The 15,634-nt window shown below is 40.5% G+C and carries 18 protein-coding genes and 1 other RNA gene; 15 read left to right on the forward strand and 4 right to left on the reverse strand.

Going from position 1 to position 15,634, the window contains the following annotated elements:
• Positions 1 to 119 precede the first annotated feature (119 nt).
• The 3 genes from K8O68_RS17930 (at position 120) to K8O68_RS17940 (ending at position 3,763) form a co-directional block, all read left to right on the forward strand.
• Positions 120 to 1,376 (forward strand): MFS transporter, encoded by a 1,257-nt coding sequence (locus K8O68_RS17930; protein WP_230898148.1) that lies wholly within the window; start codon positions 120 to 122, stop codon positions 1,374 to 1,376.
• 61 nt (positions 1,377 to 1,437) lie between these two features.
• A non-coding RNA gene (gene ssrS / locus K8O68_RS17935) (6S RNA) lies at positions 1,438 to 1,624 on the forward strand.
• Positions 1,625 to 1,714: 90 nt separating this feature from the next.
• Complete coding sequence (locus tag K8O68_RS17940; protein ID WP_230898149.1) at positions 1,715 to 3,763, forward strand: peptidoglycan D,D-transpeptidase FtsI family protein; 2,049 nt, start codon at positions 1,715 to 1,717, stop codon at positions 3,761 to 3,763.
• Positions 3,764 to 3,814: 51 nt separating this feature from the next.
• On the opposite strand, the gene K8O68_RS17945 is transcribed toward K8O68_RS17940, so the two are convergent.
• Positions 3,815 to 3,988: a hypothetical protein gene (locus K8O68_RS17945; protein WP_230898150.1), complete on the reverse strand. Its 174-nt coding sequence runs from the start codon at positions 3,986 to 3,988 to the stop codon at positions 3,815 to 3,817.
• A gap of 112 nt (positions 3,989 to 4,100) precedes the next feature.
• Positions 4,101 to 4,445, reverse strand: coding sequence for a hypothetical protein (locus K8O68_RS17950; RefSeq protein WP_230898151.1), 345 nt, complete (start codon positions 4,443 to 4,445; stop codon positions 4,101 to 4,103).
• 344 nt (positions 4,446 to 4,789) lie between these two features.
• On the opposite strand from K8O68_RS17950, the gene K8O68_RS17955 reads away from it, so the two are divergent.
• The 9 genes from K8O68_RS17955 to K8O68_RS17995 all read left to right on the forward strand — a co-directional run bounded on the left by K8O68_RS17955 (position 4,790) and on the right by K8O68_RS17995 (position 12,186).
• Positions 4,790 to 5,410, forward strand: a complete 621-nt coding sequence (locus K8O68_RS17955) for a hypothetical protein (protein WP_230898152.1) — start codon at positions 4,790 to 4,792, stop codon at positions 5,408 to 5,410.
• 89 nt (positions 5,411 to 5,499) lie between these two features.
• The gene (gene rpmG / locus K8O68_RS17960) at positions 5,500 to 5,649 is read left to right on the forward strand and encodes a 50S ribosomal protein L33 (RefSeq protein WP_093047744.1); all 150 of its coding nucleotides are present in this window, start codon (positions 5,500 to 5,502) and stop codon (positions 5,647 to 5,649) included.
• Between the two features lie 193 nt (positions 5,650 to 5,842).
• Positions 5,843 to 6,454, forward strand: coding sequence for a 5-formyltetrahydrofolate cyclo-ligase (locus tag K8O68_RS17965; RefSeq protein WP_230898153.1), 612 nt, complete (start codon positions 5,843 to 5,845; stop codon positions 6,452 to 6,454).
• Positions 6,447 to 7,253: a DUF92 domain-containing protein gene (locus tag K8O68_RS17970; RefSeq protein WP_230898154.1), complete on the forward strand. Its 807-nt coding sequence runs from the start codon at positions 6,447 to 6,449 to the stop codon at positions 7,251 to 7,253. The genes K8O68_RS17965 and K8O68_RS17970 overlap by 8 nt, the downstream gene beginning before the upstream one ends.
• A gap of 15 nt (positions 7,254 to 7,268) precedes the next feature.
• Positions 7,269 to 8,291 (forward strand): ThiF family adenylyltransferase, encoded by a 1,023-nt coding sequence (locus tag K8O68_RS17975; protein ID WP_230898155.1) that lies wholly within the window; start codon positions 7,269 to 7,271, stop codon positions 8,289 to 8,291.
• A gap of 135 nt (positions 8,292 to 8,426) precedes the next feature.
• The gene (locus K8O68_RS17980) at positions 8,427 to 9,383 is read left to right on the forward strand and encodes an L-lactate dehydrogenase (RefSeq protein ID WP_230898156.1); all 957 of its coding nucleotides are present in this window, start codon (positions 8,427 to 8,429) and stop codon (positions 9,381 to 9,383) included.
• Positions 9,384 to 9,506: 123 nt separating this feature from the next.
• Complete coding sequence (locus K8O68_RS17985; protein WP_230898157.1) at positions 9,507 to 9,680, forward strand: sodium:proton antiporter; 174 nt, start codon at positions 9,507 to 9,509, stop codon at positions 9,678 to 9,680.
• A 167-nt stretch (positions 9,681 to 9,847) separates the two neighbouring features.
• Positions 9,848 to 10,597, forward strand: a complete 750-nt coding sequence (locus K8O68_RS17990; protein WP_230898158.1) for an HAD family hydrolase — start codon at positions 9,848 to 9,850, stop codon at positions 10,595 to 10,597.
• The gene (locus tag K8O68_RS17995; protein WP_230898159.1) at positions 10,594 to 12,186 is read left to right on the forward strand and encodes a rhomboid family intramembrane serine protease; all 1,593 of its coding nucleotides are present in this window, start codon (positions 10,594 to 10,596) and stop codon (positions 12,184 to 12,186) included. Before K8O68_RS17990 ends, K8O68_RS17995 begins: the two co-directional genes overlap by 4 nt.
• On the opposite strand, the gene K8O68_RS18000 is transcribed toward K8O68_RS17995, so the two are convergent.
• Both K8O68_RS18000 and K8O68_RS18005 read right to left on the reverse strand, forming a co-directional pair.
• On the reverse strand, positions 12,174 to 13,091 hold the full coding sequence (locus K8O68_RS18000) for a hypothetical protein (RefSeq protein ID WP_230898160.1): 918 nt from the start codon (positions 13,089 to 13,091) through the stop codon (positions 12,174 to 12,176). The two genes, K8O68_RS17995 and K8O68_RS18000, sit on opposite strands and share 13 nt — an antisense overlap.
• Positions 13,092 to 13,241: 150 nt before the next feature.
• Positions 13,242 to 13,640 (reverse strand): YueI family protein, encoded by a 399-nt coding sequence (locus K8O68_RS18005; RefSeq protein ID WP_230898161.1) that lies wholly within the window; start codon positions 13,638 to 13,640, stop codon positions 13,242 to 13,244.
• A 140-nt stretch (positions 13,641 to 13,780) separates the two neighbouring features.
• Between K8O68_RS18005 and K8O68_RS18010 the strand changes: the two genes are divergently transcribed.
• The 3 genes from K8O68_RS18010 to K8O68_RS18020 all read left to right on the forward strand — a co-directional run bounded on the left by K8O68_RS18010 (position 13,781) and on the right by K8O68_RS18020 (position 15,610).
• The gene (locus K8O68_RS18010) at positions 13,781 to 14,293 is read left to right on the forward strand and encodes a hypothetical protein (RefSeq protein ID WP_230898162.1); all 513 of its coding nucleotides are present in this window, start codon (positions 13,781 to 13,783) and stop codon (positions 14,291 to 14,293) included.
• 58 nt (positions 14,294 to 14,351) lie between these two features.
• Positions 14,352 to 14,546, forward strand: a complete 195-nt coding sequence (locus tag K8O68_RS18015; protein WP_230898163.1) for a YqgQ family protein — start codon at positions 14,352 to 14,354, stop codon at positions 14,544 to 14,546.
• 92 nt (positions 14,547 to 14,638) lie between these two features.
• Positions 14,639 to 15,610 carry an ROK family glucokinase gene (locus K8O68_RS18020; protein ID WP_230898164.1) on the forward strand — a complete coding sequence of 324 codons (972 nt, stop codon included), beginning with the start codon at positions 14,639 to 14,641 and terminating at the stop codon, positions 15,608 to 15,610.
• Positions 15,611 to 15,634: the final 24 nt, after the last annotated feature.

Here is a 15,634-nt window from a genome sequence, read left to right on the forward strand (position 1 = left end):
CTTTTTTATGTATGCAGCTAAAAAATGCAGTACAGATTCCCTATTGCCTTAAAAGAAGCGAATATCCTTTTACTCTCGTGACACACTACGTTATGGGAAGGTAAAAGGAGAGTTAGCATATGAAAAAATGGGTCCAGACGATGGTCGGAGATGTAGAACTGAATAAAGATATCCAATTGCTGCTTGTTATAGGCGGCTTGTATGCTTTGAGCATAGCCTTATCAAATACATTTGTTAATGTCTATTTATGGAAGCAGTCCGAAGAGTTTGTCAAGTTAGCGGTTTATAATTTGTTTATAGTTATTATGCAGCCGCTGACTTTCATACTTGCCGGGAAATGGGCGAAGAAAATAGACCGGATAATTGTACTCCGCCTGGGTGTTATATTCCTCTCAGGTTTTTTCTTAACTGTCTTAATGATGGGGGAGAATGCGGGAAAATATTTAATCATTCTTGGTATCTTACTAGGAATTGGCTATGGGTTTTACTGGCTGTCTTTTAATGTTTTAACGTTCGAAATTACAGAACCTGAGACAAGAGATTTTTTTAACGGATTTTTAGGACTGCTGACTTCCTTTGCGGGCATGATTGGTCCAATTTTCGCAGGGACGGTTATTACATATATGGATAAGCTGACTGGATATAATGTTATTTTCTCCATATCTCTTGGCTTATTTGTATTGGCAGTGATTTTAAGTTTTTTCCTTAAACGCCGTTCCGCTCAGGGAAGTTACCATTTAAAAGATGTGTTTAACCTCCGGGAAGAATACAAACCGTGGAAAAATGTACTGAGGGCAAATTTCTTTCAGGGGTTAAGAGAAGGAAGTTTTATATTTGTAATTGTCGTATGGGTGTTTGTCACCACAGGCAGTGAACTGGCTCTCGGAACTTACGGTTTAATTGCCTCAGGGACCGCGTTTATTTGTTATTATCTTGTCGGAAGATTTTTAAATAAAAAATTCAGGAAAAGAGCGATTCTTATAGGTGGAATTATCCTTTACGCTGCTGTTTTCCTGATCGTGTTTGAGCTTAGTTTTGCAAGGCTGATCACTTACGGAATATTTGTTTCTCTGGCCTATCCTTTACTGCTTGTCCCTTATCTGTCTTTAACATATGACGTGATCGGGAGCGGCTGGAAAGCCGGTGAAATGCGGATTGAATATATTGTTATCAGAGAGCTTTACTTGAATGCGGGGAGAATTGTTTCCATACTTTTTTTATTGGCAGCTATTTATCTTCTCGGGGAGAAAAATGGCATCCCTGCCGCATTAGCCGTATTAGGCGCAGGCCATTTATGCATTTACGGATGGATCAGATCTATAGAGCTTCCTTCGGCAAAGGAACAAGAGACCTTTACAGCTTTGAAAAAAAGATAAATTATTGTCTGTTACTGCTTTAATAATCAACTCTCCCTATGATATAATAAATCTAAATTAAAGATGCCTGCGGTGTTGGTGAACTTCGAGTTTAATTCGAACCGAACACCAATTCACTTGGGAGCCTTAAATTAAAACACCGACAGCATGCCTGTAAGGTTCAGGAAGCTGAAAGTGTTTTTGCGGGCACCCACCTGCCTAAGGCGGGTTCGTGAAATCTGGAAGATAACCGCACATGCGGGCACACTTTTAGGCACCTTATTCTTTAAGATAAGGTGCCTATTCTTGAGCCTGAAGCTTAAAGCGAACGTGCTATTTTATATAGAGAGGGTCATATTATGAACGATAAAAAACATCAGAAACCTCATTTGCCTGTCAGGTTAAACATCCTTTTCTTCCTTGTTTTTCTGCTGTTTTCAGCCTTGATTTTGCGGCTGGGGGTTGTCCAGATTGTGCAAGGTGAGGAGTACCAGGAAGAGTTGGAAAGAACAGTAAACATCAGCCAGCCGGTCGATGCGCCGCGAGGGCTAATGTATGACCGTTACGGCAATCTGTTAGTAGATAATGACTTAAATTTGACTGTTACATATACTAACCGGAACACTCCGCAGGATGAAATGATTGAGGTTGCAAGCCGTTTAAATCAATTTATTACGCTTGAGTATGAAGGAGACCTGGAAGGGCGCTTTATAAGAGACAGACGTGAATACTGGGCGCTTTTAAACGAGGAAGAGTTTCTGGACCTTCTTACTGTCGAAGAAGCGAATGAAAAAGGGCTGAGCGATTCAGAGGCACATGTTGAAAGGCTTGAGCAGATAAGTGAAGAAGATTTAGGACAGCTTTCACAGGAAGAAATAGAAGTATTTTTTATATGGCGGGAGTTTAATTCAGGCTATAACAATCTTCCTCATAAAGTTAAACAGGGGATCGAGTATGAGGAAGCAGCCCAAATAATGGAGCATATGGAAGATCTGCCAGGCGTCGATATTATCCGTGATTCCGCCAGAAAATATGTCTACGGTGATACGTTGCGCTCTTTATTCGGAGGAGTAGGAGCTATCCCCAGAGATAACTTAGCGGACTTTTTATCAAGAGGGTATGAGCGGAATGAAGAAGTGGGCCGGAGCTATTTGGAAGCCCAGTATGAACAAGTATTGAGAGGCAAAAAAGGCCAGATAGATAACTTTATGGATCAAAGCGGGAATCTGTTAAGAAATCCGGAACAAAAAGAGGGCAGCAGAGGAAACGACCTGGTTTTAACGATCGATATGGAACTTCAGCAGAGAGTACACGAAGTTATTGAAGACGAGTTGTCCAGCACGAGTTCGAGATTTATAGAAGAAGAAGACGCCTTCGTCGTTTTAAAAGATCCAAATAACGGTGATATCTTTGCCATGGCAGGTTATAACAGTGATCTTGGAACTTTCACTCAGGCGTATGAAGTCGGGTCTGCCATGAAAGGGGCTACCGTGCTGGCTGGGTTTGATACAGGAGTCATGTCGCCCGGGCAGGGTGTGTATGACCGTCCTTACTCTTTGCCCGGCTCGCCGGATATCAGGTCAGTCAGACCGCTTGGCTACGTGGATGATCTGTCAGCTCTTGAACGCTCTTCAAATATTTATATGGTCGAAGTTGCGATGAGGCTCGTAGGCTATACGTACGGTATTTCAGGATCAAACTGGGGTGACGTGACACCTGGCTTAAATACTTTGCGTTCCTATTACAGACAGTTCGGTTTAGGTGTAGAAACGGGCATTGATCTACCAAACGAAATGGAAGGGATAGAAGGAAGGTTGCTCTCTGGTGAAGTCGGCCCTTACCTTTTCTTATCATTTGGGCAGTTTGATACGTATACGACGTTACAGCTGGCCCAATATGCGTCTACGATAGCAAATGACGGGTACCGGATTGCTCCGCGTCTAGTGAGAGAAATACGTGACCCTAACGAAAATAAAGAAGAACTGGGAGCTTTATCCCAGCAGTTTGAACCGAAAATATTAAATTATCTCGATGTGGATGAAAATTATATGAAAAGGGTTCAGCAAGGTTTTCACAGAGTTGTTAACGGCAGTCAGGGAACAGCTAGAAGCTATTTTCAGGATATTGATTATGAAGTAGCTGGAAAAACAGGTACGGCCCAGGTTAGTGTTAACGGAACCGATGCGAATAACCAGACATTTGCTGGTTACGCGCCTTACGATAACCCTGAGGTAGCCGTGGCTGTCGTAGTGCCCGGCACAGAAAGAGAAGATAGTGCGGGTGTTGCGAACCGTATCGCTGAAGGTGCTCTTGAAGCCTATTTCGAATTAAAAGAAAAACGCGACGGGCCTGCCCTTCCTGATGACGGGGCGGAAGTAGATGAACTGGAGAATGAACTTTCAGACTAAGGTTTTAAACTAAAAAGGCGTAAGACAAGGGATTCCTTGCTTACGCTTTTTTTAATGGTCGTAACCTGCAGTCAATATAGCCCCCAGGAAGGCAAAAACTACAATTAATATGAGCAGGAATTTAGGAAAGTAAAACATTTGCAGCAACGGCAAAACCGCTATGTAATGAATGGGGATGATTAAAAAAGCAAAAGTGACCAGGAGTATTAAACCGAATGTTTTCAAATTACCCCCCCTTTTACAGTAAACTTAGGGGTAGTTTATCCATGGACGCTAAAATTCATTCTATCAGCTTTTACTCAGCTGATTATAACCGCTTTTGTTCAGCGATCCCGGTTCAGTTTGCCAGTAAATCTTCTATATGCTCCGTATCTTTTTCTGTCATAACAGCAATATCTTCTATTGAATAACCCTCTTCATACATAGATAAAACAACATCCCGGGTGACGGTGTACGGGGCTCTGGCTGCTGTTTGTGCCTCGGGTCCTGTCCTCTCAGCCTCAATCATAAATTCTTCTTCCAGGAGTTTCGTTTTTTTCTTTAAATAGTAGATCTCCTGCATCATCTGTATCGACGTATTTTCAATTTGTTTTTCCAGTTCTTTATAAGGTTCCTGCTTAAAAAAAGATAAAATAAATAATATGGCAGCCAGGCTGAATAAACCTGTAATAACCCATTCCATCTCGTTTCCCCCTAACCTTTGTAAAAATCAGCTTATATTATATTACCAGAAACTAGATTACTTTTGGTAAATAGTTATTATAAATGCAATGATATAGGCAAATCATGATCATAAATTCACAACAAATATTAACAATAATATAATAAGAAAATTGTCTAATAGAAGGAAGTTAAGGAGAAAGGTACAGGTTTACACCCTTAAAAGTTAATTTTCAGGAAAAATTAATTAAACGTTTCCCTGCTAATTCAGAGCTTTACAAATAGTGACAAAATAACCACCTTGTTCAAATTGATATTCCCTTATACGATAGGTTTAGAGTAACAATAAGAGAAGGGGAGTTTTTAATGGGACATTTAAAACATGAAGGAAGGCCATTTGTTAACGAATACCTGCTTACTGGTCTGTCAGACAGCTTACTGACTTTAAAGCCGTCTGGCAGTGATCACTTTTTGGAAAATTATACGACGGGTGTTGAAATAAAATGGATTCATTTACCCGGGCATGCAGAAGGGACAAGGCTTCATAAGCTTTTATTCCGGAATTTAACGCCGTTAACTGCTCACATACAAGTAAGAATTCATTATAATGTCTTAGATTATCAAAGTGTGCCTTTTGTATATTTTTCCCCTCACAATGAAGCAATGATGCTGTGCCATGATAAATCTTATTACTTAATTGGAGGATTAGGGCCTTCCGGAGGACCTTTACAGTATCAGACGAATGAGACTGATTTAAATAACAGTTTGAAGTGTTCTCCTCCTCACACTTTTTTTCAGCCTGTTTCTCAAGAAAGCTCTGCATGGGGAATGATGTATGAGATTCAACTCGATCCTTACGGATATGCTCATTTATATGACTGGGAAGTTTCCCATGATAATCTTTGTGCATTAGAGACAAGCCACGAATCACTGAGAAATTTATTAGGGAAGAAAAAGGCTCCAGTTAAAGAAGTTTTAAAAAGATAGCAGTGACTTGACTGTTCCTCTTGAATGTCTTTGCAAACTCTGCTATTATTTTTAAGGTATGAGTAAGTATAGAGTTTGGAGGGGAAAATATGCGTGTACAAGTCACTTTAGCTTGCACTGAGACAGGCGACCGTAACTACATTACGACAAAAAATAAACGTACTAACCCGGACCGTATGGAGCTGAAAAAATACAGCCCGCGTCTAGGCCGTCACACGTTGCACCGTGAGACAAAGTAATAAGAGTAAGAGCGACCGGAAACCGTCTTAATACGTGTTCCAGGTCGCTCTTTTATTTTTTGGGTCCCGGACAGGATTAATAAGCAAAAAATTATAACCGCCCTTCATTTAAACAATGTCTTTATACACGCCATTTGTTAAAATATAAAGGGTGCATTAAGTTAGATAATACTTCAGGGGAAGGGAATGTAATATGGATAAGAAAGTATGGCGGAAAGAAATGAAAGAAACTCTTGGCAGCCTGGATCCATCAGTTAAAAGAGAGGCCATGTCCCGTATTTACTCTTCTCTCTTTTCTTTGGAAATTTGGAAGCAAAGCAAAACGATAGGGATTACTGTGAGTGTAGGAGACGAGATAGATACGTGGCCAATCATAAAAGAAACGTGGGAGCAAGGAAAACAAGCAGCTGTGCCCAAATGCGTCCCTAATCAAAAAGAATTATCATTTTACATACTGAATGATATAAGTCAGCTCGAAAACAGTTTTTACGGTTTGAAAGAACCTGATCCAACCAAATGTGAGCTTTTTGACAACAGGAAAATCGATTTACTGATTGTTCCCGGCCTTGTTTTTGATAGGAAAGGCTACAGGGTTGGCCATGGCGGCGGCTATTATGACCGGTTTCTGGCATCCAATCCACTTGAAACCGTTTCTCTCTGTTATGATTTTCAGGTGGTTAATGAACTGCCTGCAGAAACGCATGATATTCCAGTTAAGTGGCTTGTCACACCAACAGAACTAATTTATGCCGACTGTCATAACAGCCCGGAAAAGTTATTTGGAGAGCTGGGAGAATATGAGTGATTTTTTTCTTTTGTCAGGCGTTTTGTTATTGGCATTTGCCGCCTGGAAAGCACACTCCCTGACCCCAGGGGGTGCAGCGGCCAGTGCAGTTATTGGGGCAGTAATAACCTTAGCCTTTTCCATAAATGGTCTGTTGCTTCTTGCAGGTTTTTTCATTTCCTCTACATGGTTAGGAAGATATTATTCGGGTAAATCTACATCGAAAGAAGATTTTGAGGATAAAGGAGAAAAAAGAGATGCCAGCCAGGTACTGGCCAATGGCGGATGGGCAGCCGCGGCGGCTTTAATGTTTATTTTAACTGAGCAGTCCTATTGGATCGCTGCGTACATAGGTTCACTGGCAGCTGCTAACAGCGACACATGGGCTTCCTCAATCGGAAAAAGCAGTCCGGTTCAGCCGGTTATGGTCATTACGCGGAAGCCTGTATTTCCTGGGCAGTCAGGAGGAACTTCTGCAAAGGGGACTATAGGAGCATTAGCTGGAAGTTTATTTATTGTTTTGCTGGCTTATATTCTTTTCGGATTAGCAGATTCTTTTGCTGCCATGTGGCTAATTTGGCCATTTCTTTTATTAACAGGATTTATTAGTCAGTGGCTTGACGCGTTTACTGGTGCTTTTTTTCAGGTATTATTTAAGTGTGACCGATGCGGGATACTAACTGAAAAGCCGTACCACTGCCAGCAGCGGACGAGGACAGTAAAAGGGTGGAAATGGATAACTAACGATACTGTCAATCATATTTGCACGTTCTCCGGTATGATTTTAGGAGGAGTGTCAGGTGCGATTTTTTACGTGTAGAAAGGAGAAAACTGGATGGAAGAAATGTGGGGACGTTATTCACGACAGATGCTTTTTAATCCAATTGGGGAAGAAGGACAGAAAAAATTAGCTGAATCAAAAGTGCTTATTATCGGAATGGGGGCGTTAGGGACAGTGGCTGCCAACCATCTGGCCCGCGCTGGAGTCGGACACCTTGTCTTTTGTGACAGGGATTACGTAGAATTAAGCAATTTGCAGAGGCAGACACTATTTGATGAAGATGACGTTGAAAACTATCTTCCTAAAGCAGTTGCAGCAGAAAACAAACTAAAAAAACTAAACAGTAATATCACAGTGGAAGGACATGTCACTGATATCTCTTCTAATAACCTGGAAGAGTTTATAGACGGAGTGAACGTCATTGTGGATGGAACAGATAATTTTGCGACTAGATATTTAATTAATGATGCAGCCTATAAATACAACATTCCGTTTATATACGGGGGAGCCGTTAGTTCAAGGGGAATGGGCGCGGTTTTTATTCCAGGCAAAACGTGTTGTCTCCGCTGCCTGTTCCCTGCTCATGATGCCGCTGGACAGACATGTGATACGATAGGTGTTCTCTCACCGGTGGTGGACATTGTAGCAAGTCTGGAAACCCTTGCCTGCATAAAACTTCTGACAGGAAACAGCCATGAGATTCCGGAAGAACTGACTACTTTTGATGTTTGGAAAAACCATCATTTTTCAATGAAACTTGGGAAAGCTAATGAAAAGTGTCCAACTTGCCAGTTAAAAGAATTTCCGTCATTAAACCAGCCTGAAAGCGATCAGGTAACCACATTATGCGGCAGGGAGACTACGCAAATCATCAACCCTTCTTCTTATAACCTGGAAGAATGGGCAGAAAAGCTTCGCCCCAGGGCCGAAACTATTAAGAAAACTCCCTTTCTGCTCAGAGTACAGGTGGAGGAAGGCGAAACACTCGTTCTGTTCCCTGATGGACGGACGCTGGTGCAAGGGACGGAAGATCCATCCCGTGCAAAAACGATTTTTTCGCGTTATATAGGGATGTAAATCTAAACACTGTGATAATGTAACAAAATTGACAATCTGTATTCGCTTTCAGAGGTTTTAATACGTTTGAATTACTGTACAATTGGAAACAGATCACATATTATTAGATATTCATTTGAAAGGTGGCAATATTTTATGTACGGATCAAAAACGTCTCGAGTAGTTATTATTGGAACTGGTTTTGTAGGCTCAAGCTATGCCTTTTCACTAATAAACCAGAATATTACTGATGAAATGGTGCTTATTGATTTAAATAAAGAAAAAACTGAAGGGGACGCCATGGACCTGAATCACGGCATTCCGTTTGGTTCCCCAACTAAAATCTGGGCCGGAGACTATTCAGATTGTAAAGAAGCAGATATTGTTGTTATAACAGCAGGAGCAAACCAGAGGCCCGGGGAAACAAGACTCGATTTAATCGGCAAAAACGTAAAAATATTTAAAAACATTGTTGGTTCTGTTATGAACAGCGGATTTAACGGAATCTTTATTGTAGCTACCAACCCTGTAGATGTTCTTTCTTATGCTACATGGAAATTTTCCGGTCTTCCTATGGAGCGGGTTATCGGTTCAGGAACAATACTGGATACAGCTCGTTTCCGATTCCTGCTAAGCGAGTACTTTGATATTGATGTACGAAACATTCATGGATATATTATGGGTGAGCACGGCGATACAGAGCTGCCAGTTTGGAGCCAGACACGAATAGGCTCAGAACCAATAAAGCGCTACATGTCTAAATATAAACCGGAAGGTAAAGACGAAGACCTGGATGAAATTTTTATAAATGTACGTGATGCGGCTTATCACATTATTGAGAGAAAAGGCGCCACTCATTACGCAATTGCAATGGGACTTGCCCGGCTCACAAAAGCGGTGCTAAGAAATGAACATTCTATTTTAACAGTATCCACCCTTATGAAAGGTGAATACGGGTTAGAAGATCTTTACATCGGCGTTCCCGCCATCGTTTCCGAACGAGGAGTGGAGAGAACTGTGGAGATTGATTTGTCTGAAAAAGAAATGGAACAGCTTCACCATTCTGCTGAAGTTTTAAAAGAAGCGATGAAACCGGTTTTTGACGAAAGTTAACGGTTTGAATAAGTATTAATCAAGAGCATTTTAAAGGTTTTCCTTTACCTTTAAAATGCTCTTTAGTTTTTGGATAAGGAGTCTCTTTTTGTCTCATTCTAACTATTAAGGAGTGATGACAAAATGAAGTGGTTAATGTATCTTGTTGTTATTTTTTTAGCAGGGATGCTGATCAGAAGAAGGTACCGTGTAATTAATAGACTTTTATCCAATCGGTGGATCCGAAAATGGGGTGTCTCTATGGTCATGAGAATTCCAGCTGTAAGGGAAAGAATGATTTATGAAACCTTCCGGTAATGGGACGGTTTAAGGTAATAAAAGTAATGGATTTTCTTCTTATCCGGGAAGGAAATATCATTGCTTTTTATTTTTGGGTTTGTTTGCTCTTATACAAGGAAGGGAATCATGTTAAATACAGGTTTTATAACCAATTTGATATAATAAATTCCGGGGTGAATTGGCAGATGGATTGGAAAGCCGTTACTTTTGATTTAGACAATACATTATTCAGCCATGAAGAAGCATTTAAAAAGGCAATAAAAGAATGTTTCAAGACATTTAGCGATAAATATATAAATGAGGCGCACGAAATTACTTATGAACAATTTTTTCCGGTATTTAAACTGAACTGCGACAGATACTGGGACAAATATGAAAGCGGGGAAGTGGACGGTAAAACGTATCGGCGTATCCGATTTAACGAAACAATGAAAGACCTGGCTCTTCCTTATGGAAATAATTACGCTGATTTTTTCCATGATCATTATTACAGCATTGTAGATGAGTACAGTGAGCCTTTTGAGGGTGTACACGAGCTGTTTGAAGTACTAACAGAGCATGGGGTTAGAATTGCAATTGTATCTAATGGGTCTGCAGACACCCAATATAATAAAGTGAAAAAATTAGGCATCAATAAATGGGTCTCCGAAGAACATATTTTTATCTCTGAAGAAGCAGGGGTTTCTAAGCCTGATAAAGAAATATTCAAACTGGTGGAAAAAAAACTGAATCTTCCTTCTCATGAGATTGTATTTGTAGGAGACTCCTGGGCCCATGATGTAGCCGGTCCTATAGACGCCGGGTGGGAGGCTATTTTTCTTAATACGCGTAAGGAAGGTAAACCTACTGAACATCAGCCTGCCGCAGAATTTGAAGAATTTACCCATTTAAAGGACGAACTGATAAAAATGGTCAGGGAAAGGAGGGCCTTATGAATGCGTTGACCCAATCAATCAGGTTTTGGGAAACCCTTCACCATTTAATTAACCGGGAAGGGATGAGACTTGTTCACCTTAATGAACGTGAAGAAACAGCCTGGATCGAAGATGACCGTCAAAAACCTTATCATTTGATTAGGCTGGCTCTAAAAAACTATGACTGGAGCAACCAGCTGCAAAGGGATATAGAAAAAATTAAAGAAAGAGCACAGCAAGTGAGGAAGCGCCTTGGTTTAAGACAGGCTAACGTCACAAATGTTATCTTATCAGCTTATCTGCCTGTAGATGATTATGAACGGTACACGAATGAAGCACTTCCTTTTACGGCCGGCGGAAAGAAGCAGTTTCGCACCCTGATTCTCCCATTGGGTGATTTAAAGAACCGCTTCTTCCCTATTGCTACAGAGTGGAAACTTAAGGAAATGCCACCTTATTTGCCTGAAAGTTATATTGAAGACAGCGAGCAGGAAGAACATTTACTCAGGACACTTAAATACAATGTGAAACAATCGTTACGAAAACAGGAGGAAAAAGAAAAAGGCGTTTTTCTTTTCGGGAAGCCATATTTTACTTTCCTTTTATTAAGCATTATTTTAGTTATTTTTGGTCTTGTGGAAATGGCAGGCTCGACAACCAGTACTCTGAGTTTGATACAATTCGGTGCCAAGTTTGACCCTCTTATATTAGAAGGGGAATGGTGGCGGTTTTTCAGTGCGATGTTTTTACATATAGGTTTCTTGCATTTATTTATGAATTCCCTTGCTTTATTTTACTTAGGAGGGGCAGTGGAACGAATCTTTGGAACGAGCCGTTTTATCATAATTTATTTTTTAGCAGGGTTTATAGGATCTGTTTCAAGTTTTGTATTTAATGATAATGTATCAGCAGGGGCGAGCGGCGCCATTTTTGGCTGTTTTGGGGCTCTCCTGTATTTTGGCCTGATTCATAAGCGTCTTTTTTTCCGTACGATGGGGATGAATGTAATCGTTATTCTCGTTATTAATCTTGCCTTTGGTTTTTTAGTGCCGATGGTGGATAACGGCGCCCATATTGGGGGATTAATCGGCGGGTTTGCAGGTTCGGCTATAGTCGGGCTGCCTGGACAAAAAGGAGCCAGGTCTAAAATGCTTGCACTTCTGGCAGCGGTCACAGGTTCGGTCATTCTGCTGTTTGCCGGGTACACCCAGGATGCGGAATCGGAGAGGATATATGTCATTTACTACCAGATGGCCCGTGAAGCTGCAGAAGCTGGAGACTATGACACAGCTCTTCACTATCTTAATCAATTCGAAGAAGGCACTCAGTATATAACGGATGACAGAATCATGAGAGATGCAGCTTTTTTACTATCGTATACACAAATTCAAACGGGAGAGATTGATGAAGCTAAAGGTAATCTTGAACAACTGGTCAACGATTATCCGGAGTTTCATGAAGCTCAATATAATCTCGCTTTAATTTACTATGAGGAAGGATCATACGAAGAAGCTTTAGAGAGGGTAGAACAGGCCCTGGAGGCCGATCCTGGCAATAATGACTACCAGGATCTAAAATCTGAACTTGAAGATCTTAATCAATCATCCTGATCAGATGCAGGTTCTTCTTTTAGTATCATCTGCAGAAGCTGCTGACGGGACCCATCTTTTGTTTCATAAAGAACTAAAAGGTGGGTTCCTTCTTTATGAAGTAAAATATGAGGAATACTGTTGCCCTCGGGGGAGTAACTTTCCTCAGTAAATGTATTGATTCCTAAAATATAGTACCTGTATAAGCCTTCCCATAAGCGTCCCAGTACGGCGAAAGTCTCTTTTTCTGTTAAACCTGGAAGGGGGGTATTTAAATAATCCGGTAAATCGAGCAGGGTAAACAGGTGATAATCTTCTGCAGAAATCTGAAACTCTTCCAATAAGCCCTCCAGTACATAGCCCATTTGCTGGTCAATGATCGAATCCAAAATTTTCTTGCTCTGGGCATCTTCTTCAGTTTCCGCTTCTTTAAATGAATATAATGGAGTCAGCGGGGAATCAATCACATAAAGCTGGTCTTTACTCCATGTATGTTTGCTTTTATAAATGTCTTCAGGGTAATGAAGTTCAGCATGATGAAATGTTACGGCATTATACCTTCCGCTGTCTTCACCTTCAAAAGTGCCCGCCTCTTCTATAAACAGCTGATCTTTTAATGACTGTTTTCTCGCCCCTGCAAATACTCCATTGTCAAAGAGTATAGACATATCTTTCCTTAGAAAAGCAGGCTTATTTGTTTCAGAGGCGAACGACCATTTGAGTGTGTATTCGTCATCATCCTTTTTGCTTAGCAAGTCTAATTCAGTTTTGGCTTCCCTGAAAAAAACCTGCTCATCTTCAGGGAAAAAAATAAATACTTCATTCATAAATGGCCATTGGGAAAAGGATGTAAAAGAAAGAATGACGGCAGCCGTGAATGATAAGAAAAAAATTTTATAAAAATGTTTGTTCATTTTTTTAAACATAAATTATCCTCCTTGCAGACAAGCACATCTATTTTTTTATATGCTTCAGGAGAATCATTTATGTCTTTCACCATTGGTGGTTCGGTATAATGATGGATTGTTTTTAGGGAAATAAAAAGAGAACCCTTTGAGGGTCCTCGCTTTTTTGAATTAATCGCCCATATCATCCTTATAAAGATCGTCAATGATAAACATATGATCTTCATTATTAACGGCTGAACGTTCTGATGCCAGAACAATCCCTAAAGGGGAATTTTGCCCATCATTCACAATAGTAAAAGGAATGGAATTTTTATTAGCTGCCTGGATATATTTACTGTAATACTGGTAATTAAGGCCCCCGTTAATAAATAAATGGGCGTCTTTTTTCGTTTGCATCGTCTGTTCAGCTTTTGCATAAATTACTCTATGTCTGACTTGGGATTTAGTTAGTGCTAAATAAACTCTTTCTGAATACGTGCTTAAAAACAGTTTTTTCTCATCAGGCCGTATTTGGGGTGAGCCATAGATGCCTTGTTTAAGAATATCTTCTAATTTCTGTTGAGACATAATTTGTTCCCTCTTTCTCTCTATTAGACTTCCTGTATGTTCAAACAGTATATCAAGTGAAAACCCTTTCTATCAAATGAAATGACAGTCCTTAATTAACCTTTTAGGACATACATTAGAAATTAAGGAGGGTTTGTGCTATGTTACAATTTTTTGGAGAAATATTTACCATTTTTTTAGCGTGCTTCATTATTGGTATGCTTCCGGCTGCAAAAGGGAGGTCCCCATTCCCTGTGTTAATGGTTATTACAGGATGTATTTCAATACTTCCTTTAATATTCGGGTTGGTCATTGGAGCCGCATTTTTTTTCTGGCTCCCTGTGCTGTTATTTAAGATTTTACTGTTTGTCATGTGTTTTGTGATAATTTTACTTCTTTTCAGTCTGCATCACCCGTCCTACGGATACCTTCCTTACAAGAAGCATATCCATTTAATCGTAATCGGGGTATTTTTTTTCCTGTTAGGGATGGAATTCGCCGCTTTTGGTTTTTCTGCCTGGTTTATTTTACTGCTTGTTCCTTTAGGAGTGGCTGGAATGATCGCTGGCTTCCTGTTAATGATTAAACTGTTTATTTCATTCAAATACGTTGCTTTTATTCATTTTCTGCCTCTTATCCTTTTATTATTATTAGCCGTTCTAAAACTGTTATAATAAGTAAAGCGGCCGGGAAAATTCCCTGTTAATGAATGAACGGTTAGGAGCCTTTAATATGACTTATTTTGAACTTATCCAGCATATAAGAACATACCGTGGATATATTTATACAGGCGATAAGGAAGCCGATCTGGACCTGATTGAAGAAGAAGTGCAGGAATTATATCGGCTTGGTCTGGTTGATGCCCGGTTTTACAGGGACGCAAAACTTGTCATAATAAAAGAACGGTCACACGGAAAAGACCAATAAATGTTTAATAAATGTTCACCACATACAGGGTGGCGTGCAGGAAGCCATGGTACAATAGAGCCGTAGAAAAAGTTGAGAAGGATGATATGACAATGAAAAAACCTTTATTTATTGGTGTTGATATTGGCGGAACAACTGTAAAATTAGCTTTCATCACAGATGAAGGGAACATTACAGACAAATGGGAAATTACCACTAACCGAACAGACAATGGAAAATATATTATTAAGGAAATCGCAGAATCAATTCACCACAGGGCTGAAGTTCTCGGCTTTACTCCTGAGCAACTGACTGCGGCGGGTGTCGGAGCACCAGGCTACATAGATGTAGAGAATGGAGTAATTATTGAAGCAGTGAATTTAGGGTGGAAAAATTACGGAATAAAGAGCGAACTTGAAACACTGTTACATATACCGGTAATCGTGGATAATGACGCTAATTTAGCTGCTGGAGGAGAGAAATGGAAAGGGGCTGGCGAAGGAGCTGACAATCTGCTTGCGGTTACACTTGGTACTGGTGTTGGAGGAGGAATTATTGCCGGTGGTGAGATCATTCATGGCGAAAGCGGGTTAGCCGGGGAAATCGGGCATATAACTGCAGTTAAAAGCGAAGGTGCCCCGTGTAATTGCGGAAAAAAAGGCTGTCTTGAAACTGTGTCTTCTGCTACCGGAATTGCAAGACTCGGGCGAGAAGCTGCGGAAGAATCTAAAACAGGATATTTAAATGATGTTTTAACTGAATCAGGAACAGTGACGGCAAAAGACGTGTTTGACGGAGCTAAAAAAGGCGATGAAACAGCTCTTAAAGTAGTGAAAGAGTCAAGTACACATTTAGGTTTTGCACTGGCCAATCTTGCCAATGCCCTAAACCCTGAAACGATTGTCCTGGGAGGAGGCGTCTCCAAAGCCGGCTCCATTTTAACTGATAATGTGATAGAAGCGTTTAAACAGTTCTCAATTCCGAAGATAGCAGCTGAGACAAACATAAACATTGCCACTCTTGGGAACGATGCCGGAGTCATAGGTGCAGCATGGCTGGCCAGACAAAAAACCACATCTTTATAAATGTCAGGAGAGGATTGGAGCGGG

The sequence above is a fragment of the Salipaludibacillus sp. CUR1 genome, from assembly GCF_021028955.1.
Taxonomy (GTDB): Bacteria; Bacillota; Bacilli; order Bacillales; family Salisediminibacteriaceae; genus Salipaludibacillus.